22 protein-coding genes are annotated in these 25,958 nt (G+C 53.6%); 13 read left to right on the top strand and 9 right to left on the bottom strand.

Features of this window, described 5'->3' with window-relative positions; genetic code table 11:
* Window positions 1-50 precede the first annotated feature (50 nt).
* Complete coding sequence (locus TALK_RS15615) at window positions 51-974, bottom strand: LysR substrate-binding domain-containing protein (RefSeq protein ID WP_085620080.1); 924 nt, start codon at window positions 972-974, stop codon at window positions 51-53.
* Window positions 975-1,154: 180 nt separating this feature from the next.
* Between TALK_RS15615 and TALK_RS15610 the strand changes: the two genes are divergently transcribed.
* Entirely contained in the window at window positions 1,155-1,682 is a 528-nt protein-coding gene (locus TALK_RS15610) for a peroxiredoxin (RefSeq protein WP_085620079.1), read from the top strand.
* Between the two features lie 159 nt (window positions 1,683-1,841).
* On the top strand, window positions 1,842-2,378 hold the full coding sequence (gene ahpD / locus TALK_RS15605; RefSeq protein WP_085620184.1) for an alkylhydroperoxidase, AhpD family: 537 nt from the start codon (window positions 1,842-1,844) through the stop codon (window positions 2,376-2,378).
* Between the two features lie 88 nt (window positions 2,379-2,466).
* Here ahpD and TALK_RS15600 read toward each other — a convergent pair whose 3' ends face one another.
* Window positions 2,467-3,360, bottom strand: coding sequence for a LysR substrate-binding domain-containing protein (locus tag TALK_RS15600; RefSeq protein ID WP_085620078.1), 894 nt, complete (start codon window positions 3,358-3,360; stop codon window positions 2,467-2,469).
* Window positions 3,361-3,459: 99 nt separating this feature from the next.
* On the opposite strand from TALK_RS15600, the gene TALK_RS15595 reads away from it, so the two are divergent.
* On the top strand, window positions 3,460-4,785 hold the full coding sequence (locus TALK_RS15595; RefSeq protein WP_085620077.1) for a serine hydroxymethyltransferase: 1,326 nt from the start codon (window positions 3,460-3,462) through the stop codon (window positions 4,783-4,785).
* A 142-nt stretch (window positions 4,786-4,927) separates the two neighbouring features.
* On the opposite strand, the gene TALK_RS15590 is transcribed toward TALK_RS15595, so the two are convergent.
* Window positions 4,928-5,752, bottom strand: a complete 825-nt coding sequence (locus tag TALK_RS15590; protein WP_085620076.1) for an alpha/beta fold hydrolase — start codon at window positions 5,750-5,752, stop codon at window positions 4,928-4,930.
* Between the two features lie 116 nt (window positions 5,753-5,868).
* A complete protein-coding gene (locus tag TALK_RS15585; protein ID WP_085620075.1) occupies window positions 5,869-7,071 on the bottom strand; it encodes an aspartate transaminase in 1,203 nt (400 codons plus the stop codon).
* Window positions 7,072-7,377: 306 nt separating this feature from the next.
* Between TALK_RS15585 and uvrB the strand changes: the two genes are divergently transcribed.
* Both uvrB and TALK_RS15575 read left to right on the top strand, forming a co-directional pair.
* A complete protein-coding gene (uvrB, locus tag TALK_RS15580; RefSeq protein ID WP_085620183.1) occupies window positions 7,378-9,513 on the top strand; it encodes an excinuclease ABC subunit UvrB in 2,136 nt (711 codons plus the stop codon).
* A gap of 98 nt (window positions 9,514-9,611) precedes the next feature.
* A complete protein-coding gene (locus TALK_RS15575; protein ID WP_085620074.1) occupies window positions 9,612-10,661 on the top strand; it encodes a DmpA family aminopeptidase in 1,050 nt (349 codons plus the stop codon).
* Window positions 10,662-10,687: 26 nt separating this feature from the next.
* On the opposite strand, the gene msrP is transcribed toward TALK_RS15575, so the two are convergent.
* On the bottom strand, window positions 10,688-11,656 hold the full coding sequence (gene msrP, locus TALK_RS15570; protein ID WP_085620073.1) for a protein-methionine-sulfoxide reductase catalytic subunit MsrP: 969 nt from the start codon (window positions 11,654-11,656) through the stop codon (window positions 10,688-10,690).
* Between the two features lie 324 nt (window positions 11,657-11,980).
* Between msrP and TALK_RS15565 the strand changes: the two genes are divergently transcribed.
* From TALK_RS15565 to TALK_RS15535, 7 genes are all read left to right on the top strand, one after another.
* Window positions 11,981-12,874 carry a LysR family transcriptional regulator gene (locus TALK_RS15565; protein WP_085620072.1) on the top strand — a complete coding sequence of 298 codons (894 nt, stop codon included), beginning with the start codon at window positions 11,981-11,983 and terminating at the stop codon, window positions 12,872-12,874.
* A gap of 90 nt (window positions 12,875-12,964) precedes the next feature.
* Window positions 12,965-13,816, top strand: a complete 852-nt coding sequence (locus TALK_RS15560; protein WP_085620071.1) for a putative hydro-lyase — start codon at window positions 12,965-12,967, stop codon at window positions 13,814-13,816.
* Window positions 13,817-13,855: 39 nt separating this feature from the next.
* Window positions 13,856-14,908, top strand: a complete 1,053-nt coding sequence (locus TALK_RS15555) for a TRAP transporter substrate-binding protein (RefSeq protein ID WP_085620070.1) — start codon at window positions 13,856-13,858, stop codon at window positions 14,906-14,908.
* A gap of 27 nt (window positions 14,909-14,935) precedes the next feature.
* A complete protein-coding gene (locus TALK_RS15550) occupies window positions 14,936-15,484 on the top strand; it encodes a TRAP transporter small permease subunit (RefSeq protein ID WP_245829956.1) in 549 nt (182 codons plus the stop codon).
* Window positions 15,481-16,761, top strand: a complete 1,281-nt coding sequence (locus TALK_RS15545) for a TRAP transporter large permease (protein ID WP_085620069.1) — start codon at window positions 15,481-15,483, stop codon at window positions 16,759-16,761. The genes TALK_RS15550 and TALK_RS15545 overlap by 4 nt, the downstream gene beginning before the upstream one ends.
* A 131-nt stretch (window positions 16,762-16,892) precedes the next feature.
* A complete protein-coding gene (locus tag TALK_RS15540; RefSeq protein ID WP_085620068.1) occupies window positions 16,893-17,576 on the top strand; it encodes a DUF2848 domain-containing protein in 684 nt (227 codons plus the stop codon).
* A 40-nt stretch (window positions 17,577-17,616) separates the two neighbouring features.
* Window positions 17,617-18,897 (top strand): amidase, encoded by a 1,281-nt coding sequence (locus TALK_RS15535; RefSeq protein WP_085620067.1) that lies wholly within the window; start codon window positions 17,617-17,619, stop codon window positions 18,895-18,897.
* 110 nt (window positions 18,898-19,007) lie between these two features.
* Here TALK_RS15535 and TALK_RS15530 read toward each other — a convergent pair whose 3' ends face one another.
* Window positions 19,008-19,478: a Dps family protein gene (locus TALK_RS15530; protein ID WP_085620066.1), complete on the bottom strand. Its 471-nt coding sequence runs from the start codon at window positions 19,476-19,478 to the stop codon at window positions 19,008-19,010.
* Window positions 19,479-19,609: 131 nt separating this feature from the next.
* Complete coding sequence (locus TALK_RS15525) at window positions 19,610-21,697, bottom strand: elongation factor G (protein ID WP_085620065.1); 2,088 nt, start codon at window positions 21,695-21,697, stop codon at window positions 19,610-19,612.
* Between TALK_RS15525 and TALK_RS15520 the strand changes: the two genes are divergently transcribed.
* A complete protein-coding gene (locus TALK_RS15520) occupies window positions 21,696-21,974 on the top strand; it encodes a hypothetical protein (RefSeq protein ID WP_085620064.1) in 279 nt (92 codons plus the stop codon). The two genes, TALK_RS15525 and TALK_RS15520, sit on opposite strands and share 2 nt — an antisense overlap.
* A 634-nt stretch (window positions 21,975-22,608) precedes the next feature.
* Here the strand turns inward: TALK_RS15520 and TALK_RS15515 are convergent.
* Both TALK_RS15515 and TALK_RS15510 read right to left on the bottom strand, forming a co-directional pair.
* Window positions 22,609-23,940 carry an adenylate/guanylate cyclase domain-containing protein gene (locus TALK_RS15515; protein WP_085620063.1) on the bottom strand — a complete coding sequence of 444 codons (1,332 nt, stop codon included), beginning with the start codon at window positions 23,938-23,940 and terminating at the stop codon, window positions 22,609-22,611.
* Window positions 23,941-24,897: 957 nt separating this feature from the next.
* The gene (locus tag TALK_RS15510) at window positions 24,898-25,827 is read right to left on the bottom strand and encodes a LysR family transcriptional regulator (RefSeq protein ID WP_085620062.1); all 930 of its coding nucleotides are present in this window, start codon (window positions 25,825-25,827) and stop codon (window positions 24,898-24,900) included.
* Window positions 25,828-25,958: the final 131 nt, after the last annotated feature.

Raw genomic sequence — 25,958 nt, 5'->3', positions numbered from 1 at the left:
TTTGTCCGGTCCCGTGACTTTAATGCAAAGGGCGGGGCATCGCCGCGCAATCAGGCGACATGCGACCGTTCACTTGTGTCGAGCGCATCGCGCAAATAGGCGCCAATCTGACGGAATTCTTTTTTGCGCGCAGAACTGCGACGCCAGACGAGACCGATACGGCGAATCGGCACCGGATTTTCAAACGGCAAAATGGCAAGCGTGTCGGGACGGCGTGCTTCGACTTCGAGTGACATTTCCGGAAGCAGGGTCGCGCCAACACCGGCAACAACCATCTGGACCAAGGTCGACAGGCTGTTGGCCTGAAAATCGGCGGATTTGCTCCAACCGGCTTTTTGGCAGACTTCAAGCGCCTGGTCGCGCAGACAGTGACCGTCCTCTAGCAGCAATAGTTTTTCGTCTTTGATATCGGCGATCTGAAGGCGCTTTTTGCGGGTTAGCGGGTTGTCCGGACTGCAGGCAAAAACAAACCGGTCTTCAAACAGGTCCATTTCTTCAAGCCAGTTTTCTTCGACCGGAAGGGCGATCAGGGCGATATCAAGTTTGCCCGCACTAAGCAATTCGATGAGGTTCGATGTCTGATCTTCGCGCAGGAAGGGCTGAAGTTTTGGAAAACCGGTTTTCAGGTTCGCCATCACATCGGGCAGCAGATAGGGACCGATTGTCGGGATCACACCGATATTGATCGGGCCGGAAAGCGGTTCGGTTGCGGACTGCGCCATCAGGGTCAGTTCATCGACTTCCTGAAGGATGGTTCGCGCCCGCGAAACGATTTCGCGGCCAAGCGGCGTGATCAAAACCTGACGCTTATTACGTTCTACCAACTGGGCACCAAGCAGGTTTTCAAGCTCGCTTATGGCGGCAGACAGGCTGGGTTGCGTAATGAAGCTTGCCTCGGCAGCGCGGCCAAAATGGCCGGTTTCAGATAAGGCGACCAGATATTTGAGCTGCTTTATGCTGGGTTGGGCAGCCATCGATTTTTCCTATCGAACTACGAAAATTTATCTATTGGTCTTAGTTAGTTCATTTGGCTACAAATCGCCAGTAGTGAGTGTGTTTTTCGCACCTGCACACAAAATGTTTACGGCCTGTCGGGGGCCGTGGATCGGGATTTTTGACACGATTTTGATACCAAAAGGTTAGGAGTAACCATAATGCTTACAGTTGGCGATATTCTTCCAGAATTCAATCTTACCGGCGTTTCGGGCAAAACCCCGGACAGCTTTGCACCGGTTACCGACAAATCCTATGAAGGCAAATGGAAGATCCTTTTCTTCTGGCCGAAAGATTTTACCTTTGTTTGCCCGACCGAAATCGTTGGTTACGGCGAATTGAACGGTGACTTCGAAGACCGTGATGCGGTTCTGATCGGTTGTTCGACCGATACCGATTTCGTTCACGCCGCATGGCGCACCCACCACGAAGATCTGGGCGATAGCCCGTTCGTGTGGCTGGCTGACGAGAAAAAAGAACTGGCAACCGCACTTGGTGTTCTGGCCAAAGGCGAAGGCGTTGCTTTGCGCGCGACCTTCATCATTGATCCGGAAAACATCATCCGCCACGTTCAGGTCAACGACCTTTCAGTTGGTCGTAACCCGCAGGAAGCCCTGCGTATTCTTGATGCGCTGCAGACTGACGAGCTCTGCCCGTGCAACTGGACCCAGGGTGAAGAAACCCTTTAAGGCGCTCCAGACCGATTTGGATCCGGGCAAATGCCCGGGTCCACTTTTAGTCCATCGGTGAAATTGTTTCCTGCACCTGCAAGTTTTGTGGTGTGCCGATGGCAAACAGATTTTTTGTTTTTGCATTTAATTCTTCAGCGACATAAGGGGATGCTTTCGATGTCTTCCATTTCCGAAATCAAAGACGCAATGCCGGACTATGCCAAGGATTTGAAGCTGAACCTTAGCAGCCTTGCCAATAATCCGGGCATGACCGATCAGCAGATTTATGGCACTGCCTTGGCTTGCGCCTATGCATCGCGCAATGCAAAGCTTTTGAAAGCCATTGCTGCCGAAGCCAAAGCCAAGCTGAGTGACGAAGCATTCCAAGCCGCCAAAGGGGCGGCTGCGATCATGGGTATGAACAATATCTATTATCGTTTCAACCACCTTGTGTCCGAGCCGGAATATGCCACCATGCCAGCACGTCTGCGCATGAACATCATTGGCAAGCCGGGCATTGATAAGGCTGATTTTGAACTGTTCTCACTTGCGGTATCCGCGATCAATGGCTGTGGCATGTGCATCGACAGCCATGAAAAAGTCCTGAAAAACGCTGGTATCAAAAAAGAAACCGTTCAGAACGCGGTGCGCATTGCATCGGTGATTCATGCGGTTGCGGTTGTTCTGGATGCCGAAGACGCGCTGGCCGAATAAGGCCCGGGCGGCGTCATATCGGCGCATGGACGCCAACAGATTACTTGTCGGATGTTTATCCGAATAACTTGATCCCGGTAGCCTTGTGTTACCGGGATTTTTCGTGGGTCAGCATCGCAACGACCCTGTCGACGGTTTGCCGGGATTCGGGGTGCCGGGACGGGGTTGCTGTCAGGGTGCGATCAATCCGAACGGACAAATCCCCGAAGGGTGCCACCAGCCGACCCGATGCCAGATGTTGTTCGATTAGCATGCGGTGGCCAATGAGAATACCAGCACCATTGCAGGCCTCGTCAACGGCCAGGCTATAAAGCGAAAATCCCGGCCCGCGTGGGCGAAATTCACGCCCCGGTCGAGCGCGGGCATACCATTTTTGCCAATCCCCGGCCCAGGTGGTGTCATAAAGGCAGGTTGCCTGTTCCAAATCATTGGGGGATGTCATGGTGTTTGCCAGTTCGGGCGCGCAAACCGGGAAAATATCATCGGTTGCCAGTACAGTGTGATCGGCTGCAACCGGCAGGTCTTCATAGAAAATCGCTAAATCAAACGGATCGCGATCCATATTGGGTATTTGTTCAAGGGCGGTCACCGAAATGCGAAGGTCCGGCACCGCACGGCGAATGGCGGGCAATCGCGGCGATAGCCAAAGTTGCGCGATGCTGGGCAATGTCGCAATCCGAATGTCGGTCGGTGTTGCAATCGACCGCAAGGATTGCATGGCATATCCCAATTGATCAAAAGCACGGGTAAATTCGGGCAATGTACGTTCGCCAAGTGCGGTCAGGACAACGCCCTGTGATTGACGTTCAAACAACGCCGCCCCCGCCCATTCTTCCAGTGCCTTGACGTGTTGTGCGATGGCGCCGGGCGTGACGCCGAGTTCCCCCGCAGCCATGCGAAAACCACCCAGTCGGGCGGCGGCTTCGAAGGCGCGTAATGCGTTAAGATGTGGCCCTTTTGGGCGAGGTGGTGCGACTGACATGTTAAGGCCTAGTTTTTCTACGCCTAGATCATAGCAAATCTGGTTTGCGAAGGCGCGTGAATTTTGGTGCAGTCATGTCCTTAAACAGGAGGGGGTTTCATGACAGCACTTCAGAAACGGGACTGGGTTCCAGCCCATTGCGAGGAGACGGTTCAGCTTTATGCCGGGCAGACAGCCACGCAGAATGCATCGGAAATTGCCGGGCGTATCCGCGAACTGGCGCGGGTTAATCGCGTCATCCATGAAAAGGAATGCTTTAACCTGAATCCGGCGACCAATGTGATGAACCCGCGTGCCGAGGCGATGCTGGCATCGGGGATCGGATCGCGGCCATCGCTTGGTTATCCGGGTGATAAATACGAAATGGGTCTTGAAGCAATCGAGGAAATCGAAGTCATCGCCGCTGAACTATGTGCCGAGGTTTTTGACGCCAAATTTGCCGAAATCCGGGTTGGTTCGGGCGCGCTTGCCAATCTTTATGCCTTTATGGCGATTTGCAAACCGGGCGATACGATCATTGTCCCGCCCGCATCCATCGGTGGGCATGTGACCCATAATGTGGCGGGGTGTGCCGGGTTGTACGGGCTTGATATCCACGAGGCCCCGGTCAATGCCGATGGTTATACTATTGATGTTAATGCACTGCGTGCCTTGGCAAAGTGTATCCGGCCCAAATTGATATCTGTGGGGGGCAGCCTTAATCTTTTCCCCCATCCGGTTGGTGAAATTCGCAAGGTCGCGGACGAGGTCGGGGCCCGCATTTTGTTTGATGCCGCCCATCAATGCGGCATGATCGCGGGCAAGGTTTGGTCAAATCCAATCCATGATGGTGCCGATCTGATGACGATGAGCACCTATAAAAGCCTTGGGGGACCGGCGGGTGGTTTGATCGTGACCAATGATGCCGGGTTGGCGCAAAAACTTGATGCCATCGCCTTTCCGGGCATGACGGCAAACTTTGATGCGGCCAAGTCGGCGGCATTGGCCTTAACCATGCTGGATTGGCGCGAATATGGTGCGCGGTATGCCCAAAAGATGGTGCAGACCGCACAGGTTTTTGCCCGCACCCTTGATGAATGCGATGTGCCGGTCTTTGCGCGTGCGCAGGGCTTTACCCGGTCGCACCAGTTCGCGGTTGAAGCCGCCACGTTTGGCGGTGGGCAGGCGGCGTCGAAAATGTTGCGCAAGGCGGGGTATCTTGCCTGTGGCATTGGTTTGCCGATTGCCGATGTGCCGGGCGATATGAACGGGCTTCGGATCGGGACGCCCGAACTGGTGCGCTGGGGCGTTACCGAAGATGACATTCCTGAAATCGCAACACTGGTTGCTAATGCCCTTCATGGCAAATCGTTGCCAAACATTGCGTTGCGCACCGCAGAACTGCGGCGCAGGTTTGATAAAATCCATTATATCTGCGCGGGTTAAGCCGGGGGATGCGCGGTTTGGGAAAAGCCGGGGTTAAGCATTCACTTTGCCCCGGATTATTTGCCGATTCGGTCATTTTTAAAATACGTCATTCCGGGCGGCGTGAAGTGCCCGCCCGGAAAGGGCGAACTTTAAGGTGACCCTAGGCCTCTGCCCGGATCGGTTCTTGGTTCGCGTCAAGTTTGCCAAGGAATTCCAGACTTGCCGCGATGACCCGGTCGGGCTGATCGAAATGCGGGATATGGCCGCAATCGGGCAAGATCAATTTGGTGACCGGGCCGGTGACTTTTCCGCAAATGGTATGGACCTGTTCGTCACTACCAAATTGGTCGTCATCGCCTTGGATCACCAGCATCGGACAAATGATATTGGGCAATTCATCAATCATCTGCCAATCGCGAAATTCGGGTTGCCGCCAGGTATCGACCCATGACCGGAAAACCACATCGGTTTGGAAAAAGTGATGACGTTCGAGTTTTGATTTCCAGTCCGTATTGGCATAGATCGCCGCGGCGTCGTTGATCCCGGCAATGGTCACGTCTTCGACGCAGACATGGGCGGCTTCGCTGATGACGGCGCGAATATGGGTTGGGAAACGTGCCGCATATTTCAGGGCAATGGTGGCACCGTCGCTGTGACCAAACAGGATCGGACGATCCAGCCCCAGTTCGGTGATCAGGCCATGCAGATAGACGTCGCTTTCGATGTTGTGGAAATCAATCGGGCGCGGAACGTCATTATCGCCATGCGGGTCTGATTTTCCGTGGCCGCGACGTTCATAGATAATCACCGGATGGCCGGTGGCAGTGGCAAGTTTGGCCGGGAAATCACGCCACATGCGAATGGTGCCAAGGGCTTCGTGCAGGAAGATAATCGTTGGCGCATCCGGGGCGACGCGGGTCGGCGTGATCCGCTGACAGGACAGACTGATGCCGTCAACGGTGACATAGAAATTCTCGTTTTGCATATGATGTCCGATTTATCGGTAATTTGGTGCGTAAATGTTGGATTGAATAATGGACAAAAAAACAGGGCCCGGCAAGTGCCGGACCCCGTTGAATTTAGATGCTGTATGACGAAAGCTTATTTTAGCGCGGCACAAGCCCGTTTGATGCGCTTGCAGGCTTCGGTCAATGCTTCGGTTGATGTGGCATAGGAAATGCGGAAATACGGTGCCAGACCGAATGCCGATCCTTGAACCGCAGCAACACCTTCGGCCTCAAGAAGATAGGTAACGAAATCGGTATCGGTTTCGATCTTCTTGCCATCCGGGGTGGTTTTGCCAATGGCGCCCGCACAGGACGGATAGACATAAAACGCGCCTTCCGGGGTTTTGCACGATAGGCCTTCGCATTCGTTGATGGCCTTGACGACCAGATCACGACGGGTTTTGAAGACGGCGGCACGTTCAGCCAGAAAGTCCTGCGGACCGTTCAATGCTTCGACCGAGGCAGCCTGACTGATCGAGGAGGTATGCGTGCTGCTTTGCGACTGAACTTTGTTGATCGCTTTGATCAGTTCAACCGGGCCTGCGGCATAACCAAGACGCCAGCCGGTCATGGCATAGGATTTCGACACACCATTACACGTCAGGGTGCGTGATTTCAGCTTTGGCTCGATCTGGGCGATGGTGGTGAACTTGAACCCGTCATAGACCAGATGCTCATACATGTCGTCGGACATGATCCAGACATTTTCATGTTTGAGCAATACATCAGCCAGCGCGCGCAATTCGTCACGCGAATAAGCGGAACCGGTCGGGTTGGACGGCGAGTTGAGAACCACCCATTTGGTTTTCGGCGTGATTGCGGCTTCAAGTTCGGCGGCGGTGATTTTAAAGTCGTTTTCTTCCTGACATTCAACAACAACCGGAACGCCTTCGGCCATCAGGGTCATATCGGGATAAGAAACCCAATACGGTGCCGGAATAACAACTTCGTCACCGGGGTTCAGCGTTGCGAACAGCGCGTTAAACAGCGTCTGTTTGCCACCGCAACCAACGGTGATTTCGTCGATCGTGTATTCCAGATCATTTTCACGTTTGAACTTTGCGACAATCGCCTTGCGCAATTCCGGCGTGCCAGCGACCGGGGTATATTTGGTCTTGCCAGCATCAAGGGCGGCTTTGGCTGCATCTTTGATGTTGTCGGGGGTATCAAAATCCGGCTCGCCTGCACCAAGTCCGATCACATCAACACCAGCGGCCTTGAGTTCGGCAGCCTTGGTGGTGACAGCAATGGTAGGAGAGGGTTTGATACGGCTCAAACGGTCGGCAATAAACGCCATTGGTCTGTTTCCCTGGAATAAAATGAAATAGAAAGAATCGCTTTCTTTCGGTTCGGACCCTACGCCCGTGTTTAAAGCAATTCAAGGCAGTTTCGCCGCTTTTGCGGGTTCTTTGGGATGAAATTGGCCCGTCGTGGCCCCGGAATTGAACGGCGTGATGTTGTAACGCAGCAAATCAGTGCGGGTTCCAGAGGATTTCATCCTGACAACTGCTGACGAATACTGACAGGAGTTGTCAGGGCGGGGACTTGCGATGTTGCCACGGTGACCTATAACTATGGTCATGTCCAAAAGGGGATCGACCCGATGAATGCGCTGCCTGAGTTTTTGACAAAACGTCGCCCGCCGGTTGCCGGATCGCGGGAATTCAAACTGGTGACGGATTATCAGCCGGCCGGTGATCAACCGGCGGCGATTGCCGAGCTGGTCGAGGGGATCGACAATCACGAACGTGATCAAGTGCTGCTGGGGGTGACCGGGTCGGGCAAGACCTTTACCATGGCCAATATCATTGCGCAGAAACAGCGCCCGGCCCTTATTCTGGCGCCGAACAAGACCTTGGCGGCACAGCTTTATGCTGAAATGAAAAGCTTTTTCCCCGAAAACGCGGTCGAATATTTCGTATCCTATTACGACTATTACCAGCCAGAGGCCTATATCGCACGTTCGGACACCTATATCGAAAAAGACAGTTCGATCAATGAACAGATCGATCGGATGCGCCATGCGGCCACGCGTGCCATTCTGGAACGTAACGACTGTATTATCGTGGCATCGGTTTCGTGCATCTATGGTATTGGCGCGGTTGAAACCTATCTGGAAATGACCCAGCGGATTTCGGTTGGCGATGAAGTTGATCGCAATGCCATCATGAAACGGTTGGTCGAACTGCAATATACCCGCAACGATGCGGCATTTTCGCGCGGGACTTTCCGGGTGCGCGGCGATGTTTTGGAAATCTTTCCGGCCCACTCCGAAGATCGGGCATGGCGGGTATCGATGTTTGGCGATGAGGTCGAGGAACTGACAGAGTTCGATCCGCTGACCGGGCATAAATACGCAGCCATGGACGCGGTCATGGTTTATGCAAATTCGCACCATGTAACGCCGCGCCCGACATTGGTTCAGGCCATGACCGGGATTAAGAAAGAACTGAAAGACCGGCTTGCCCAGTTTCATCAGGAAGGCAAACTTCTGGCTGCAGAGCGCATTGAACAGCGCACGGTGTTCGATCTGGAAATGATGGAAACGGTCGGGCACTGCAAGGGGATTGAAAACTATTCCCGTTGGCTTTCGGGGCGTAACCCGGGCGAGCCGCCGCCGACATTGTTTGAATATCTGCCTGAAAATGCACTGTTATTTGTTGATGAAAGTCACGTTGCTGTGCCGCAGATCGGTGGCATGTTCAAAGGCGATTATAATCGCAAATTCACCCTTGCCGAACATGGGTTCCGCCTGCCAAGTTGCGTTGATAACCGGCCGCTGAAGTTCGAGGAATGGGAAGCGATGCGCCCGCAAAGCGTGTTTGTTTCCGCCACCCCGGGCAATTGGGAAATGGAACGCACGGGTGGTATCTTTACCGAACAGGTGATCCGCCCGACCGGTCTGATTGATCCGGTTTGTATTATTCGGCCGGTGGAAACACAGGTTGATGATTTGCTGGCCGAGGCCAAGGAATGTGCCGCCAAGGGGCAGCGCGTTCTGGTCACCACGTTGACCAAGCGCATGGCCGAGGATTTAACCGAATATCTGCATGAACACGGTATTCGGGTGCGCTATCTGCATTCGGATATTGATACACTTGAACGCATCGAAATCATTCGGGATTTGCGTCTTGGTGTGTTTGATGTGCTGATTGGCATCAACCTTTTGCGGGAAGGGCTCGATATTCCGGAATGTGCGCTGGTTGCTATTTTGGATGCCGACAAGGAAGGGTTCCTTCGATCCAAAACGTCGCTGGTGCAAACCATCGGTCGTGCGGCGCGTAACGTTGATGGTCGGGTGTTACTCTATGCCGACAAGATGACCGGCAGTCTTGAATATGCCATTGATGAAACCAACCGCCGTCGCGAAAAGCAGGTCGCCTATAACAAGGCCCATGGCATCACACCAGAATCAATCCGCAGCAAAATTCGCGACGTTCTGCAAAGCGTTGCCGAACAGGATTACGTTACGGTTGATACCGGTGTATCGGGCGATGTGATGATCGGCCATAACCTTCGTGCGCATATCGAAGATTTGGAAAAACGCATGCGCGAAGCCGCTGGGAACCTTGAGTTTGAAGAAGCCGCCCGCTTGCGCGATGAAGTCAAACGCCTTGAAGATCAGGAATTGGGCCTTGCCGATGCCGGACCGATGGCGCGCAGCATCGGAACGATTGGGCCGGGATCGAAATCAGCCAACAAATCGAAATACAAGGGGCGGCGTCGTAGCGGCCCTTGAGTGGAAAATATTGATCGCGGTATAACAATTTGAAATATCGGGCCTGTTGTGAGTGCGACAGGTCCGTGTTCTTTTGCATCGAAACCTAAGGCGTCATCATGTCCGTTTCTTCCTGCAAATCTGCCCGTGCGTTCAACCTGATCAACGGACCGATGACAACGGGGCCGATAAACGCGATTACAGATATCGCGGGGCTTGCGGTTGGTCACGTAACACTGCGTGACGGGGGGCTGCGGACTGGTGTAACTGCGGTCCTGCCCCATCAAGGCAACCTGTTTCGGCAAAAAGTTCCAGCGGCCGCGCATGTGATCAACGGCTTTGGAAAATCAGCCGGTTTGGTGCAGGTGAACGAGCTTGGCTGTCTGGAAACGCCGATTGTTTTGACCAACACGTTGGGCGTTGGTACGGCATTTAATGCGCTGGTGCGTCACGCGGTGGCCGGAAACCCGGATATTGGCCGCGAAACCGGCACTGTTAACCCGCTGGTGTTTGAATGCAATGACGGGTTTTTGAACGATATTCAGGCTATGAGTGTCAGCGAGCGCGACATTGACGCGGCCATTGTCACCGCCAGCACGGGTGCGTTTGAGCAAGGTTCTGTCGGGGCCGGAACCGGCATGTCATGTTTCGGGTTCAAGGGCGGCATTGGTTCTGCGTCACGTGTTATCGAATTGGACGGCAAGAACTATCATCTTGGGACGCTTGTCCTGTCGAATTTCGGGCGGGCGGGTGATTTGGTGTTGCCCGATGGGCGGCGCGTTATTCCGCCGAAAGCCAAGCCTGTTGCCGAAAAAGGATCGGTGATCATTATCATCGCAACCGATATTCCGCTTGATCACCGGCAGCTTGACCGTGTGGCAAAGCGCGGTGGTGCGGGATTGGCACGGATGGGGGCATATTGGGGCAATGGCAGCGGTGATATAGCGCTGGCATTTAGCACCGGCTGGACGATCCATCACGATGACAACCGGGATGTGGTTCCGGTGATGATGTTAAATGAAAACCGCATCGACAGGCTGTTTCGTGCTGCTGCGGAAACAACCGTCGAAGCGGTTTTGAATTCGATGACCTTTGCCCCGGAGACAACCGGGTTCAGGCAAAGCTGGCGGCCCAGTCTTGCGGACTGGTTAGCGGATTACGAAGGGTAATTGCTGAGGGTGACTGTTTTGGGAAATTACATGAACAGTTTTTCGTCTTTCATGTCCTTGTAAAGATCACCGACATAATCGGCATAACCGTTATAAAGCTGGGTTGGGACTTCGTCACCCGAGGTTAACAGGCGTTCTTGTGCCTGGCTCCAGCGAGGGTGGGGCACGGCCGGGTTCACATTGGCCCAGAAGCCATATTCGCTGTCATTAAGCTGTTCCCAGTAACTTACCGGGCGTTTGTCGGTAAAAGTAAAGCGGACAATCGATTTGATGTTTTTGAAACCGTATTTCCACGGCGTAACAAGGCGAAGCGGCGCACCGTTTTGTTTGGGTAATGGTTCGCCGTAAATGCCGGTGGCAATCATTGCCAGATCGTTAGTGGCTTCTTTTATCGTCAGGCCCTCGGTATAGGGCCATGGATACCAGAATTGTTTCAGGCCCGGCATGGTGTCTTTTTGGCTGGCGGTTTCCATTTCGATGTATTTCGCACCCGATAGCGGCTTGGCGAAATCAACCAGTGCCTTCATCGGGAAACCGGTCCAGGGCACGGTCATTGCCCATGCTTCGACACAGCGGAACCGATAGACGCGCTCTTCAAGCGGCATCTTGCGGATCAAATCATGGAAATCGATTTCAATCGGGTTTTCAACAAGTCCATCGATCTTAACCGTCCATGGCCGGATTTTCATTGCCTGTGCGGCATCGGATATGAATTTGTGTGATCCGAATTCATAGAAGTTGTTATAGGTCAGGGCCTTGGACTTTTCCGTGATGGCGCGGTCGACCGTATAGGCGGTGTTGCGCGTTGCCGGATAAAGGTCCGCGGTGGGATCACTCCCTTGGGCCAAGGCACGGCCAAGCGGAAAGCTGGTTGCCGCAGCACCAATCGATCCTGCGGCGATGCCTTTCAGGAATTGGCGGCGATTTCGGTAAATGGATTCCGGGGTCGCATCGCGTTCGGCGATCTCCCAACCCTTTTTGCGGCGTATCAGCATCTTATCCTCCAATCTGGCAGGATCATAATGTTGAGGCAAAATGTGTTTTGGGCAAGTAACGCCTCGGTGATGGATTGGTGATGAACCGTGGTTGCGGCGAAGATGCCGGGGGTGATGAGGCGATGAAGCCCGCATTAAGGTATGTGTAAATGACCGTTGACGCGGCGATAAAACCGGTAATCTGGCGGTGACCAATTGGCATTGGATATCAAAATTGACGTGGATTGATCGTGCCAGATGATCGGTTGCGGGGTATTGTGATCTTAAATCAAACGATCCGGGGCACAGGATCGACAATGCAATGCGGTTTCAGGGAACGATAACGTGTTTGAATTCAAGGATATCGAAATATTGCAAGACATCGTAAAGGCGGGGGGCTTTCGCGCGGCTGCCCAAAAATACGATTTATCGCAATCGGCCATTTCATCGCGGGTTTCGGCACTTGAAAAGAAGCTTGGCATTCTGCTGTTTGACCGGTCTAACCGACAGGTGCGGTTAACTGCGGCGGGGTTACGGTTTATTGAAGAAGCACAACGGTTGTTGCGGGCACGTGATCGTATCTGGCAGGAACTGACCCACCCCGGCGAGCTTAGCGGCACCATCCGTATCGGGGTGGCCGAAACTATTGTGCATACGATCCTGACCGGGATGCTGAACAAGCTGAAAGACGATTACCCCAAGGTTCGGTTTGAACTGTCGGTGGATACATCGGGGCAATTGGCATCAACAATGGCCGATGACGCGCTTGATGTTGCGATCATGTTGCGGGAATCGGTACCACAAGGCGCGGTTGCCGCAGCCCTTAAACCGGTTCAACTGGGCTGGTATTGCACCGAATCGATGGAATTGCCCGATCATCCAATGTCGCTTGCCGAGCTTGCCGAGCATGCGATTGTGACCTTTCCAAAGGGAACACCCCCGTTTCGCGAGGTCGAAAGTATCTTTTCCGCACCCGATATTTCGCCGCCTGCACTTCATGGATCGGCGTCACTTTCAACGGTTAAACACTTGGTTGGTGATGGGTTCGGGATTGGTGTTTTACCGACACTTATGGTGACAAATTCTGTTTGGGATGAACGTATTAAGGTGATCCCGGTGCGCGACGAGGCGCAGTTGACCGACCTTCATTTCGTGATCAGTTATTACCCTGAGCGCAACCGCGAAATTGGTGGTGCCGTGATCGATGCTGCCAGATTGTTCGATCAAACTGATCGTTAAAATAGATCGTAAACTGTTGAAAATGATTTCTTGACAAGATCGGTCCGGTTTCTCAATCTTGCGAGCGAGGCTGAGAACAGGACCGAATAAATGAACGCGACAAAAAGCGCATCTTGTTCCCCGACGACCGTAACCGGATCTGCATCGACGATTTCGCCGCTGGCATTGCGGCAGGCAATCCGTTCCGGGAAACATCGGGGCACGACCACCGGATATGCATCCGGTTATTTGCAGGGCAATCTGGCAATTCTGCCGGCAAGTTATGCCGACGAGTTTTTGAAGTTTTGCGCCAGAAATCCAAAATCCTGCCCGTTGATCGGTATGTCCGAACCGGGGTCGCCATTTATTCCCGAACTGGGTGCTGATCTTGATATCCGTACCGATGTTCCGGGCTATCGCGTTTTCCGCGGCACCGAGGATTTTGAAAGTGCGACCGATCTGAATGCGGTGTGGCGCGATGATCTGGTGACTTTTGTTCTGGGCTGTTCATTTTCATTCGAGGCCGCGATTACCCGCAGTGGCGTTCCTTTGCGCCACATGGATGCCAATCGCAACGTGCCGATGTATGTGACCAATATCGAAACCACCCCGGCCGGGCGTTTTCATGGCCCGCTGGTTGTTTCGATGCGGTCGTTCAAACCATCCGATGCCATCCGTGCGATCCTGTATTCTGATCGCTATCGCCTGGCGCATGGCGCGCCGGTGCATATCGGCGATCCGGCCGGCATTGGTATTTCCGATCTCATGAAGCCGGACTTCGGCGACGAACCTGTCGTGGGCGAAGGCGATATTCCGGTTTTCTGGGCCTGTGGCGTCACGCCGCAAATGGCGATCCGCAATGTTTTGCCGGATCTTGCCATCACGCATGAACCCGGATTGATGCTTGTGACCGATGTCCTTGCCGAAGCCGCGGAATTTACACTGCACACAAAAACCGTCTGAAATTACAAACAAAACCTATCTATCAGAGAGGACCATCTTATGAAAAAGACTGTATCTTCACTGCTTGCCGTTACCGCCCTTGGCGCGGGCATGATGGCATCACCAGCCTTTGCCGAAGACCTTGCGGTTGTCGGCAGCTGGAGCAGCCTTCCGCTTAACAAGCAGTTCGAAACCCCGTTCTGGACCGAAGAACTTCCGGCGGCATCAAACGGCGAAATCACCGTTCAGATGACCACCCACGATCAGATGGGCATCGGCGGTGGCGATGTGTTCCGTATCCTGAGCGATGGCGTTTTTGATATCGGCATGACCGTTGCCGATTATGCCGTTGGTGACGCGCCGGAACTTGAAGGCCTTGATGTGCCGCTGGTGGCTAACACCGCCGAAGAAGCTCAGGCGATGGTCGAAGCCGCGCGGCCGATGGTAAATGACATCTTCAAGGACCGCTTTAATGCCAAGGTTCTGGCAATTGCGCCTTATCCGCCGCAGGTCGTTTTCTGTAAGGGGGATGTGACATCGCTTGCTGATCTTAAAGGCAAGAAAGTCCGTGGTTCGGGCCGTATGACGACCAAATTCCTTGAGGCCCTTGGTGCCAATGGCGTTAATGTTGCCTTTTCCGAAGTGCCGGGCGCATTGGAACGCGGTGTGATTGACTGTGCCGTTACCGGTGCCGGTTCGGGATATAGTGCCGGTTGGTGGGAAGTGTCCGACCATCTGATGACCATTCCGCTCGGCGGCTGGGATCCGGTTGTGACGGCAATGAACTTTGACAAGTGGAACAGCCTGTCACCGGAATTGCAAAAACTGATCACCGACGAAGTCACCACCAAATTCGAAGCCCCGGCTTGGGCGGCGGCGGCTGGTGCGCTTGAAACCGATATTGCATGTTTGACGGGCAATGGAACCTGTTCGATAGGGAAAGCGGCCAATATGACATTGGTTGAAGCATCGGATGCCGATCTTGCCAAGGCCAAGGAAATCCTGACCGGGACGGTTTTGCCAGAATGGGCTGAACGCGCCGGTCCTGAATGGGTCAAACGCTGGAATGATACTGTTGGCAAAACGGTCGGTGTTACCGTACCTCTGAGCTAAGCAAATATATCGGAGGGTGCCGTAGCCGTGACGACCTCATTGATTGCGGCCATCCGCCGCGTGAACCGTATGATCGCGCTGCTTGTCGGACTTGTTCTGACAGGCTGCGTGATCCTGATTATCGTCGACATTCTGCTGCGCGAAGCCGGGATTTCATTTGGCGGTGCCGATGAAATTTCCGGTTATGTGATGGCCGGTGTTGCCAGTTGGGGCATGTCCTATGCCCTGACCGAACTTGCCCATGTGCGTATTGACCTGATCCGTTTGCGGCTTCGCAGACGGGGCAAGGCGATGCTGGATCTTTTGGCAATCATCGCGCTTGCCGGAACCGCGATTGTGATTGCCGTGCAAAGCTGGCCGGTGTTGCAGAAAACAATCGCACGCGGATCGCATGCCAACACAGCGCTTGAAACGCCATTGTGGCTTCCGCAATCGATCTGGTTGTCGGGATGGATCTGGTTTGCGGTGTGTTCAAGCGTTCTGGTTCTTTTGACATTGGTGCTTCTTGTCAAATCCAGGCTGGAGGAAGCCGACGCGCTTGTCGGGGCCCGCACTGAACTGGAGCTGGAAGCATGATTTTTACCGTTACCGCATCGCTTCTGGGGCTTTTGGCGCTGTCCATTCCGGTGGGGATTGTTCTTTTCCTGCTGGGCATTGGTGTTGATCAGTTATTTTCACCCTTTCCGCTATTGCGCGGTTTGGGGCAGGTGATCTGGTCAGCATCGAATTCATCGACCCTGATTGCCATTCCGTTTTTCGTTTTATTGGGTGAAATTCTGGTACGCGGCGGCATTGCCGAACGCACCTATGAAGCGCTTGATAAATGGTTTTCCTGGCTGCCGGGCGGGTTAATCCACGCCAATATAGGAACGGCGACCATGTTTTCGGCAACGTCGGGATCATCGGTCGCGACGGCGGCAACGGTGGCAACTGTTGCCATGCCGCAGGCTGAAAAGCTTGGCTATGATCCGAAGCTGTTTTCCGGCGCGATTGCGGCGGGTGGGACACTTGGCATCATGATCCCGCCGTCGATCAATCTGATCGTCTATGGGTTTTTGACTGAAACATCGATCCCGCGTCTATTCCTTGCCGGGCTTATTCCGGGGCTTTTGATGGCACTGGCCTTCATGGCAGTGACCGTGATCCTGTGCAAAATCAAGCCAACCCTGGGCGGTAGCAGCCGGTCCTTTAGCTGGTCAGAACGGTTTGGCAGCCTGCGGCATCTGATGCCGATTATCATTTTGTTTTTTGTCGTGATCGGATCGATTTATGCCGGTTGGGCGACGCCGACGGAGTCAGCCGCGGTTGGTGTGGCAATTGCGTTTTTGATTGCCGCCTTTAATCGCGGTGTTTCGCGCGAAATGATGTGTCATTGCCTGTATGGGACGGTGCGCATTACAGCGATGATCATGTTGGTGATTATCGGGGCTTATTTCCTGAACTTTACCCTGACAGCTGCCGGGATGGGACGGGAACTTAAGGACCTTTTGACGGGTTTGAACCTGTCGCCGATGGGCACGTTGATGGTGGTGATCGTTCTTTACATCGTGCTTGGTTTCTTCATTGAAACCCTGTCGCTGATGGTGGCGACCATTCCGATTATCGTACCGATTATGACGGGCATGGGCTTTGACAAAGTGTGGTTTGGCATTCTTTTGATCGTTTTGATCGAGATGGCCCTGATCACGCCGCCGGTCGGACTTAACCTTTATGTTGTGCAGGGCGCGCGCAAATCGGGCCGATTGTCCGAAGTCATGCTGGGCGCCATTCCGTTCGTTCTGGTGATGGTTGCGATGATTGCCTTGCTTGTTGCGGTGCCTGCAGTGGCGCTGTTCTTGCCCGATATTCTTTAAGACCGGGTCGGAACCGTTGCCCCGATAAGGCATCAACCCTGAACAATTGTGCCGTTCGCGCGGACCGGGAAACCGGTCCGCGGCGGGGCCTTGCGCACAAAATTGTAAAAAATCAGAATTGGGATATCAAAATGCAGATGAATTTTACGCTTGATGGTAGCGCTGTCACCTTTGATTTTGGCCATTGCACGGTCGCGGGTTGGACCGGGCGTGATGCCAAGGCGATCCAGCATCATATCGACGAGTTGGCGGCCATTGGCGTCAAACCGCCATCAACTGTGCCACTGTATTATCGCACGTCGTTTGGCATGTTGACGCAGGCACCGGTGATCGAAGTTGTCGGCAGCGGAACGTCGGGTGAGGTCGAGCCGTTATTGGTGGCCAAAGACGGTGTTCTTTATCTTGGTCTGGCGTCCGATCACACGGATCGCGAACTGGAAGCCCATTCCGTTGCCCTGTCCAAACAAATCTGTGCAAAGCCGGTGGCGAATACGTTGTGGCAGTATGATGATGTGGCCGATCATATTGAACAGATTGAATTGAAATCATGGATCCGCGAAGGTGATCGTGACGATTGGGTTCCCTATCAGGAAGGCACGATTGCATCGATCCGCCCGCTTGGCGATCTGATTGACGGATCGGGGCTTGTTGCGGCGGGTAATCATGGTGTTGCATCCGCCATGCTGTGCGGCACCTTTGGCGCGAAGGGCGGGGTGCGTCCGGCACGTTCGTTTAAGATGGCGATGCATGATTCGGTGCGTGATCGTACCATCACGCACAGCTATGATGTTGTTGAACTGCCCGAAATCGCATAGAAATTTCATAAGCAATTAAAAGCATAACGGAGGCCACCCGATGGGCGCGATTATCGACAAGGCACAGGTCGCAATCGACAAGGTCGATCAACTGGGCGATCTGGCAGGCAAGATTTTCACAGAGTTCGACCGTGATCGCATTTTGCGTGATGCGCATGTGGCCGAGGAACGGGTGGCGCAATCGGCAACACCATTGCCCTTGGCCGGGATGTTGGTGTCGATCAAGGATCTTTATGACGAGGCCGGTGTGACGACAACAGCGGCATCGAAATTGTTGCAAGGTCGGCCCGCGGCACCGCGTGATTGCGATATCGTCGCCCGGATCAAGGCGGCTGGCGCTGTGCCGTTTGGCCGCACCGCACTAAGCGAGTTTGCCTATTCCGGTGTGGGCCTGAACCCGCATTACGGCACGCCGGGCAATGTGTTCGACACCGAAGGCATTCCGGGTGGTTCGACATCGGGCGGTGGTTTGACCGTTGCCCTTGGTCTGGCCGATATCGCACTTGGTACGGATACTGGCGGTTCGGTACGTATTCCATCGGCAATCAACGGTCTTTATGGCTATAAGCCAAGCCGTCTGTGGATGTCGGGCGAAGGCATTCATCCGCTGGCCAAAAGTTTTGACACGGCCGGGCCACTTGCCGGGGACCTTCAAACCGCGATTACCGCGTTCGAGGTGATGTCGGGCAAAACCGTCCCCGCACAGGATGGTAAAACGGTGTCGCTTAAAATCGGTGTTCCGGTTCATGCTTTTACCAATGATCTGGATGATCGCGTGCGGGCCGATTTTGATGCTGTGTGCAAAAAGCTGCGTGCGGCCGGACATGAATTGATCGAGATTGATCTTGGTTTTCTGGCTGAAAATGCGGTGATCAACAAAATCCTTGTCGCGGCCGAAGCCCACAAAATCTATTCCAAGGATTTCAAGGCACTGGAAACCTGTGGTGATCCGCGTGTTTTGAACCGGATGCGATTTGCCGATACGCTAAGCGCGTCGGATTTGATTGATGCCTATGCCAAGCGGGCAGATGTGATTTCGATGTTCAGTTCGGCGATGGCCGAGGTCGATGTGATGATTTCGCCAACGCTTCCGATGATGGCGCCAAAGATCGCCGAGGTCGAAGCCGATTTTGACCGGTTGAATGCCACCATGTTGCGCAATACGTCCTATCTGAATCTGTCGGATGCCTGTGCGATTTCTATCCCGGTTCCAGTTGGTGTTGATGTTGCCCCCGGTGCGTTGATGATTGCCGCCCCGCATGGTCATGATTTTGCTGTGCTGGATGCCGCGCAACGGATTGATCCGATTTTGCGCGGTTAGGTTTTAATCATCGTCTGCAATATAAAAAAACCGGCCCGGAAACAATTCCTGGCCGGTTTTTTTAAGTGTCGCGGTAACGCAAAAGACCCTTTCAGGGGCAGGTGCGCAGTTTATCCTTCAAGCAGCGAACGCAGCATCCATGCGGTTTTTTCATGGACCTGAATACGTGCAGTCAGAAGGTCTGCGGTTGCATCATCATCAGACGAGTTACACAGCGCATACAAAGAACGTGCGGTTTTGATCACGGTTTCATGGCCTTCGACCAATTGTGCGATCATGTCCTTGGCTGCGGGAACGCCACGTTCTTCTTTGATCGAGGTTAGTTCCGAGAAGGCCGAGAAACTGGCCGGGGCAAAGGCACCAAGCGACCGGATGCGTTCAGCAATTTCGTCAACTGCCATTGCCAGCTCGGTATATTGTTCTTCGAACATGGTGTGCAGGGTCTGGAACATCGGACCGGTCACATTCCAGTGAAAGTTATGGGTTTTGAGGTAAAGCGCATAGGAATCTGCCAATACGCGGCCCAGACCGTCTGCAATGGCGGTACGGTTGGTTTCGTTGATACCGATGTCGATTTGCATCTGATTTCTCCGGTTGGCGGGGCCAGGTCGGGAGCCTGAGGCCCGAAGGTTTACTCTCTGTCTGTAAAGAGTATTGATGATTGAAAAACTTTACGCCAATCAATAGTTTAATGATTGGTGATAGATCAATTCTATGACTTCCTTTGTGGTTTTTGGTTGGCACTAACAATCATGTCGGCGTGTTTTCCGGCAAGTTCCTGCATGTGGGAATAGCGGCGGGTGAAAAAGCCCGTACCCTGGGTCAGGGATCGCAATTCCATCACCATGTCACCGGTTTCCGATGCGGGCATCTGAACATCGATTTCATCCCATCCCTGCCAGCCATCCTTGGCGTTAAATCCCTGAATTTGTCCGCGCCGTGTACTGACAAGGCGCTGGGCCTTGGATGTGAATTCCGACGGAATGGAAACTGCATATCGTTCGATCGGTTCCAGCAACACCGGTTGCGCATCACGAAGCGCGTCGGCGACGGCTATCCGTGCGGCCATCTGGAAGGCTTGATCGGAACTGTCAACGGCGTGAAAAGTTCCATCGATCAGTTCAATCTCTACATCAATCACAGGAAAGCCCAGCGGGCCGACACGCATGCCGTCACGCACGCCTTTTTCCACAGCCGAGATATATTGACGCGGGATCGCACCCCCAACAATGCGTTCGCTAAAGATAAAGCCTGCGCCACGTCCAAGTGGTTTGAGTTCAATCAGGGCATCGCCAAACTGGCCATGGCCCCCGGTTTGTTTCTTATAGCGGCCACGTGCCTGTGATGGTTTGCGGATTGTTTCCTGATAGGCGGTCAGGACGGGTTTTGCCTCGACCTCAAGATGATAGCGATTGGTAAGTTGGCCAAGGGCGGCCTGAAGGTGGATGTCGCCCTGACCGCGCAGCACCAGTTGCCCGGTGCCGTCGTTATGAATAAAGGAAAGTGACCTGTCCTGTTCGCACAGATGGCGCAGGGCCTCGGTCAGTTTGACGTCATCGCCGGGTTTGGTGACGTCCAGCCCGATTTCATAAAGCGGCGGCAGGGGATCGGGCCACAGATGATCCAATGCGCCGTCCGGGCCCCATAACGACCCGGTCCGCAAATGATCAACACGGGGCAGGCCGATTATCGTTCCGGTTGGTGCCTGATCGCGTTTTTCGTGCTTGTCGCCGAAAATCTGGCACATGCCCGCGATTTTGTCGCGGCCAAGGGTATCGCCGTTTTTTATCTGACCGGAAAGGACACGCCCATAACAAAACCGCCCCGCATGGGGCAGATGAACGGTTTTGAATATCTGAACGGCGTTGCTGCCGTCTTGTGGTTCAAGCCCAAGGCGATGGGCGCAAACATCGGCATTTGGGGCTTCGTGGCGGAGCGCCTTAAGCAAACGGATAATGCCGTGGTCCTGTTCGGCCGAGCCAAAGAAAACCGGTGCAATCAGGTCTTCGGCCAGATCGCGTTCAAGATTTTCGTAAATGGTTTCGGTTGCCGGGGCCTGATCTTCAAGGATTTGTTCCAGCAGATTGTCATCATAATCGGCCAGGGCTTCAAGCAATCCGTCGCGGGTTTTTGCTTCGCGGTTTTTGGCACTGGCGGGCAAGGCGATCAATTTGGATGGCTGGCCGTCAAGATATTGATAGGCACGCTGAGACACGACATCAACGAAACCGGTAATGGGATCATCCGGGTCCTTGCCATCGCGGATCGGAATTTCGCGCAGGACAAGGGGCCTTTCGGAAACCGATTGCAGGGCATCAAGGCTGTTTTGCAATCGGATGCCGCCATGATCGGTCTTGTTGATGAAAATTAGATGCGGGATGCGATTGCGATCCAGAAACTTCAGGATCGGTGCGGCTGTCATGACACGGGTCGGGTCAGGTTCGACCACGACGATGGCAACATCGCAAATCATGGCTGCTTCACGGGCATCCTGGGCAAAGTCGACTGAGCCGGGGCAATCGATGAAATGCCATTCTTCATCAAGATAGGTGGTTTGGGCCACCGTTAGTTCGGTGCTCATATGGCGTTCGCGGGCTTCGGGGGACGCATCCCCGATTGTGGTGCCATCCCCAACCGATCCCTTGCGATGGACCCGCCCGGTCGCGGTCAGAAGGCTTTCAAGCAGGCTGGTTTTACCGCTGGAATACGGACCGACCAGTGCGGCACAGCGTGCCGTGGTGGTTCGGGCAGTTGGTGCATTGGCATTTGTGGTGTTGGCAGATGTAGTGGACGAGGGCATGGACATCTCCTTGACGCAAGATGACCGGGTGCGCGTGGGATCGAATTATGCCACCGGGTTTAATGGCTGTAGCGGCTCCACGGCTGTTGCCATACATGGCAACCGGTCAGAACGTTTCGCGGGCCCGGTTCTGGGCCGGGTTTGTCGTGTGCTGGTCGTCCGATCCGCGTTGGCCCTTGGGCAAAGCATGCCTGTGCCAGTAAATGATGCGGTTTATCTGTGGTATTTCGGATTGGCACGTATAGGCCAATGCGGAACCGGATCAACCACAGAGTAAATCATTATTGCACTATTCGCCATCACGGGTTTGTTGTTGTGCCTGCCCCTTTTTGACCATAATTCGCCCTCAAATGGCCCAAAGCGATCTGTTTTCCTGCCCTATTCACAGGTCATATTCTTCACTGTCAGTTGAGGCATCGGCCAGAACCTTCTGTCCCCCCTCAAACGTCTTCTGGCCCTAGTTCTTTCGTCTCCCCCCGAAGAAAGAACCCCCTCGGCCTCGACTGACCGGTCTCCCCAAGACCATGAAGACCCCGAAATTGGGGGCGGGTAAATCCCGCCCCTTCTTTTTTTGTTTGAACTCAGGGGCTCGGCCACAGACTTTATTTCGCCCTATTTTGCCCCTGAATGGTCATTTGCGATCAATTTTTGAGCCGTAATTCAAGGGCATATTCACAATTGTCAGACGCGGAAACATCGGTGAAGCGCCCCTCCCTCGCTACTCACCGGGACCTTTAAGTCACTGTCCCCCACAGTGTTCTGCACCCCAAGGTCAAGGCACTGCGTCTGATCGGTCTCCCCAAGACCATCTGTCCCCAAAAGCGTGGGGCGGGCAAATCGCCCGCCACCACGCTTTTTTTTGCGTGGGGTGATGGGATGTGATCGGTTTGGGACAGTTAAGTACCGGCCTGTCAGGTTTTGTCGGAAATGCTGAATATTTGCGTCGGCGCGGCACGTCCGCGCACGGTCACATCGCCGCGTGCCTGCCAGACCAGCGAACTATCTTTGCCACAGGCATCTACGGTATTTTCGCTGGCAAGGACATAGCTTCCGAATTGCTTGTTTAGCTGTTCCAGCCGTGCGGCAATATTGACGTTGTCGCCATGGACGGTAAAGGTCAGGCGGCTTTCCGACCCGATTGCGCCAATCACGATGTCGCCGGTATTGATCCCGCAGCGGGTTTTCAGTTTTTCGCCATGGCAAAAGACGGTTTGCGCACAGATTTTTTGAATTTCCAGCGCGGTTTTGACTGCATTGATCGCGTGATCAGGGTCTGGTTTGACGGCGTTAAATGTGATCAGCATGGCATCGCCTTCGAACTGGGTAATTACCCCGCCATGCTGGTCGATGACCGCACTGGTTATGGCGAAATAATCATTCAGCATCGCGGCAAGTTCCTGGGGCTTAAGTTTTTCGGAAACAGTCGAAAAGCCTTCGATATCAGTAAACATGATGGTGGCACGGACGGCCTCACCATCGCCGGGCTTTATTTGTTGATCGGCATGGGTGATGCGGGCGGCAACCTCGGGCGAGATAAAGCGCGATAATTCGCTGGCGGCAATTTCGTCGGTGACCGCCCGGGTAAAGGATCGCTGGGCACGCAGGACAGCAATGGCCAGAACGAGCGATACCAGTACGATGGCGATGATCTTGTCGACTTCGGCCCCGATCAGGATCGAGTTTGATGTCAGATAGGTCACGTAATTTCGGGTGATCATGCTGGCACCGCCTTCGCTCCAGACGACATACATCACCAATGACAGCCAGCCAATTGCCGCTGTTGCCCCGGCCAGCAGGATATAACGCGGATCAAACCGCAAAGTACGCAACGAGATGAAGATAAACACATAAATCATCGTCGGCGCTTTGAGATAGAAGCTTGCCGGTTGCATGTACTGGATATGGAAGCTCCAGATCAGCACCATCAAAAGTCCGATATCGGCGATCACAGACAGGGTCAGGAACCAACTGGATAATCCCCCGCGATAGGACATGATTAATCGGGTAAAGGTGAACAGAAAATATAGTCCTAGCGCCCAGGGAACAGGGTGAATACCGGCATTCATCAATGTTTTGGGTGATATTGCATAAAGGGCGGCAAAAATCGTAACCAGTAACAATTGAACCCAACTGATCAGCTTTTCGCTGTCACGTTGTTGTTGGGCAATGGCATTGCGGACCCGGTCCGGCAGGCGTTTTTCGGCTGGCTTGCCAAACAGAAAAATGCCGATGTCTTTTTTCATGATGTGCAATGCCCTGATCGCTAAACGCAATCCCTATATTGCGCGGTTGAGGGCCAACTGCCAAGACAGCGACTGATAAAGTTGCGACATTGCGTAAAAAAGGAAGGGGATGTGACGGAGGGTGTGATTTGGACAAAAAAAAAGCCGGGCAATTAAATGCCCGGCAAGTTTATCAGGGAGGCTTCACGTCTGGGAGACGTAGGACCCTTCTCAGGGCCCTGGGTATGCCGGGCAGGGCGCCCGGCAAAGACCGAAAAACGGTCAGGGAGAAAACTCTTTACCGCGACGCGGCGTTAACCGCTGCGGTTCGAAGAGGAAGATAGCGTTTCTGACGGGAAAGACCACTGTCAAAATCCTCTTTCAGCTATGCGTAAAATGCATAAATCTTAGGCTGTGAAAATTATCCGGTTAATCAATTGAAAAACAACAAATATATTGATCTTCTAATAGGTATGTTCCCCAATATGCCGCAGGCAGGGTGCTGTTTAATTGTGCGAATGCGAAAAAAAAGCCGGTAGCTAGGGGAAGCTACCGGCAAGATCAACAGGGAGGTTTTAACGTCTGGGAGACGTGGAATCTGGGGGAGATTCCAAACCGAATAACGTATCGGTAAACGGATGATACGAAGACCATCGAAAGATGAAAGCGCTCTTCGCTTTTGCGGTCGCTAACAACTTACAGTATGAATATACGCATATGACCTTACGCTTAAAAGTAGAATATCGTCAATTCAACCATGCGTTTAATGCATGGCGAAAAAGTTTCAGTAAATTGAACCTATTATGACGAACAGGGCCGAAAATAACGGATTTGATCACAGGAAAACCCGTATGGGCGGTGTGTTGTTTTTGATAAATCATCCTTGGGTTTGATTGTTCCCTGGGGGAAACAAAATAGCCCCACAACGAAACGCTGCGAGGCTATTGCAAGGCGATGTAATGTAATGGCAAGGCAGCGTTATTTGGCGGCGGCCGCAGCCGCAGCGGCTGCGTTCGTCTTGGCTTTGACTTTGTTGATTTCGTCAATCAGGAAGTCCCGGAATACAGCAATCCGCTTGGAATGGCGCAATTCTTCGGGATAGACGAAATAGGCGTCGAAGCTTGGACCTTCAAGCTCTGGAAGGATTCGCACCAGATTGCTGCCGGTCGGGAACAGATAATCGGGCAATGCTGAAATACCAAGGCCTGACTCGGTGGCCCGGAAGATACCGTAAATGTTGTTCAGCTTCAGAATCGGGCGCATATCGGGTTTGAACTGCTGCGCAACGGCCATCATCCAGTTAACGTTCGAAACCGGCGGCCGGGCATCCGCACCGTAAATGATCAGACGGTGATCTTTCAGGTCTTCGGGTTTTTTGGGCATGCCGTATTGCTTGATATATTCCGGTGACGCAAACACGTGATAGCGCAACGTCATCAACTGGCGCTGGACCAGATCGGCCTGACGGGGGGGCTGCATACGGATTGCAACGTCGGCCTCGCGCATGGCAAGGTCGAGTTCCTCGTCATTAAGCACCAGCGATAGTTCGATTTCCGGATAGCGTTCAAGGAATTCATTGATACGCGGTGTTAACCAGGTCGAACCAAAGGCAACCGTGGTTGTCACTTTTAATGGGCCGCTTGGCCGTTCCTTGGATTCGCGAATCCGTGCTTCGGCCATGGAAAGCTTGGCAAAAACATCATGGGCAGTACGATATAGAAGTTCGCCCTGCTCGGTCAGGATCAGGCCACGGGCATGGCGATGAAATAGCGGTACCTTGACACTTTCTTCAAGTGCGCTGATCTGACGGCTGACGGCCGACTGACTCAGATTAAGGTTTTCCCCCGCGTGTGTGAAGCTTCCCGCTTCCGCAACAGCGTGAAAAACACGCAGCTTGTCCCAGTCCATCGACCTGCTCCTAATGTCACTGTCGCGCTGTTGCCGCGCCAGTCCCCTGATACTTCTTATGTTCTTATTAAAAGCATTTGGTTTCTACACTGTTAAGCAGTGTGTACAATTGCTTCCAAATTGACATCTTT

Origin of the sequence: Thalassospira alkalitolerans (assembly GCF_002115745.1) — a bacterium.
GTDB lineage: Bacteria > Pseudomonadota > Alphaproteobacteria > Rhodospirillales > Thalassospiraceae > Thalassospira > Thalassospira alkalitolerans.
The sequence above is the reverse complement of the archived record's forward strand: the minus strand, read 5'-3'. Positions and strand labels throughout refer to the sequence as shown.

What these genes read in the sequence shown, in the direction of transcription:
- TALK_RS15615 (WP_085620080.1), bottom strand. Translation starts at nt 974, where the DNA reads ATGGCTGCCCAACCCAGCATAAAGCAGCTCAAATATCTGGTCGCCTTA.
- TALK_RS15610 (WP_085620079.1), top strand. Translation starts at nt 1,155, where the DNA reads ATGCTTACAGTTGGCGATATTCTTCCAGAATTCAATCTTACCGGCGTT.
- ahpD (WP_085620184.1), top strand. Translation starts at nt 1,842, where the DNA reads ATGTCTTCCATTTCCGAAATCAAAGACGCAATGCCGGACTATGCCAAG.
- TALK_RS15600 (WP_085620078.1), bottom strand. Translation starts at nt 3,360, where the DNA reads ATGTCAGTCGCACCACCTCGCCCAAAAGGGCCACATCTTAACGCATTA.
- TALK_RS15595 (WP_085620077.1), top strand. Translation starts at nt 3,460, where the DNA reads ATGACAGCACTTCAGAAACGGGACTGGGTTCCAGCCCATTGCGAGGAG.
- TALK_RS15590 (WP_085620076.1), bottom strand. Translation starts at nt 5,752, where the DNA reads ATGCAAAACGAGAATTTCTATGTCACCGTTGACGGCATCAGTCTGTCC.
- TALK_RS15585 (WP_085620075.1), bottom strand. Translation starts at nt 7,071, where the DNA reads ATGGCGTTTATTGCCGACCGTTTGAGCCGTATCAAACCCTCTCCTACC.
- uvrB (WP_085620183.1), top strand. Translation starts at nt 7,378, where the DNA reads ATGAATGCGCTGCCTGAGTTTTTGACAAAACGTCGCCCGCCGGTTGCC.
- TALK_RS15575 (WP_085620074.1), top strand. Translation starts at nt 9,612, where the DNA reads ATGTCCGTTTCTTCCTGCAAATCTGCCCGTGCGTTCAACCTGATCAAC.
- msrP (WP_085620073.1), bottom strand. Translation starts at nt 11,656, where the DNA reads ATGCTGATACGCCGCAAAAAGGGTTGGGAGATCGCCGAACGCGATGCG.
- TALK_RS15560 (WP_085620071.1), top strand. Translation starts at nt 12,965, where the DNA reads ATGAACGCGACAAAAAGCGCATCTTGTTCCCCGACGACCGTAACCGGA.
- TALK_RS15555 (WP_085620070.1), top strand. Translation starts at nt 13,856, where the DNA reads ATGAAAAAGACTGTATCTTCACTGCTTGCCGTTACCGCCCTTGGCGCG.
- TALK_RS15545 (WP_085620069.1), top strand. Translation starts at nt 15,481, where the DNA reads ATGATTTTTACCGTTACCGCATCGCTTCTGGGGCTTTTGGCGCTGTCC.
- TALK_RS15540 (WP_085620068.1), top strand. Translation starts at nt 16,893, where the DNA reads ATGCAGATGAATTTTACGCTTGATGGTAGCGCTGTCACCTTTGATTTT.
- TALK_RS15535 (WP_085620067.1), top strand. Translation starts at nt 17,617, where the DNA reads ATGGGCGCGATTATCGACAAGGCACAGGTCGCAATCGACAAGGTCGAT.
- TALK_RS15530 (WP_085620066.1), bottom strand. Translation starts at nt 19,478, where the DNA reads ATGCAAATCGACATCGGTATCAACGAAACCAACCGTACCGCCATTGCA.
- TALK_RS15520 (WP_085620064.1), top strand. Translation starts at nt 21,696, where the DNA reads ATGGACATCTCCTTGACGCAAGATGACCGGGTGCGCGTGGGATCGAAT.
- TALK_RS15525 (WP_085620065.1), bottom strand. Translation starts at nt 21,697, where the DNA reads ATGCCCTCGTCCACTACATCTGCCAACACCACAAATGCCAATGCACCA.
- TALK_RS15515 (WP_085620063.1), bottom strand. Translation starts at nt 23,940, where the DNA reads ATGAAAAAAGACATCGGCATTTTTCTGTTTGGCAAGCCAGCCGAAAAA.
- TALK_RS15510 (WP_085620062.1), bottom strand. Translation starts at nt 25,827, where the DNA reads ATGGACTGGGACAAGCTGCGTGTTTTTCACGCTGTTGCGGAAGCGGGA.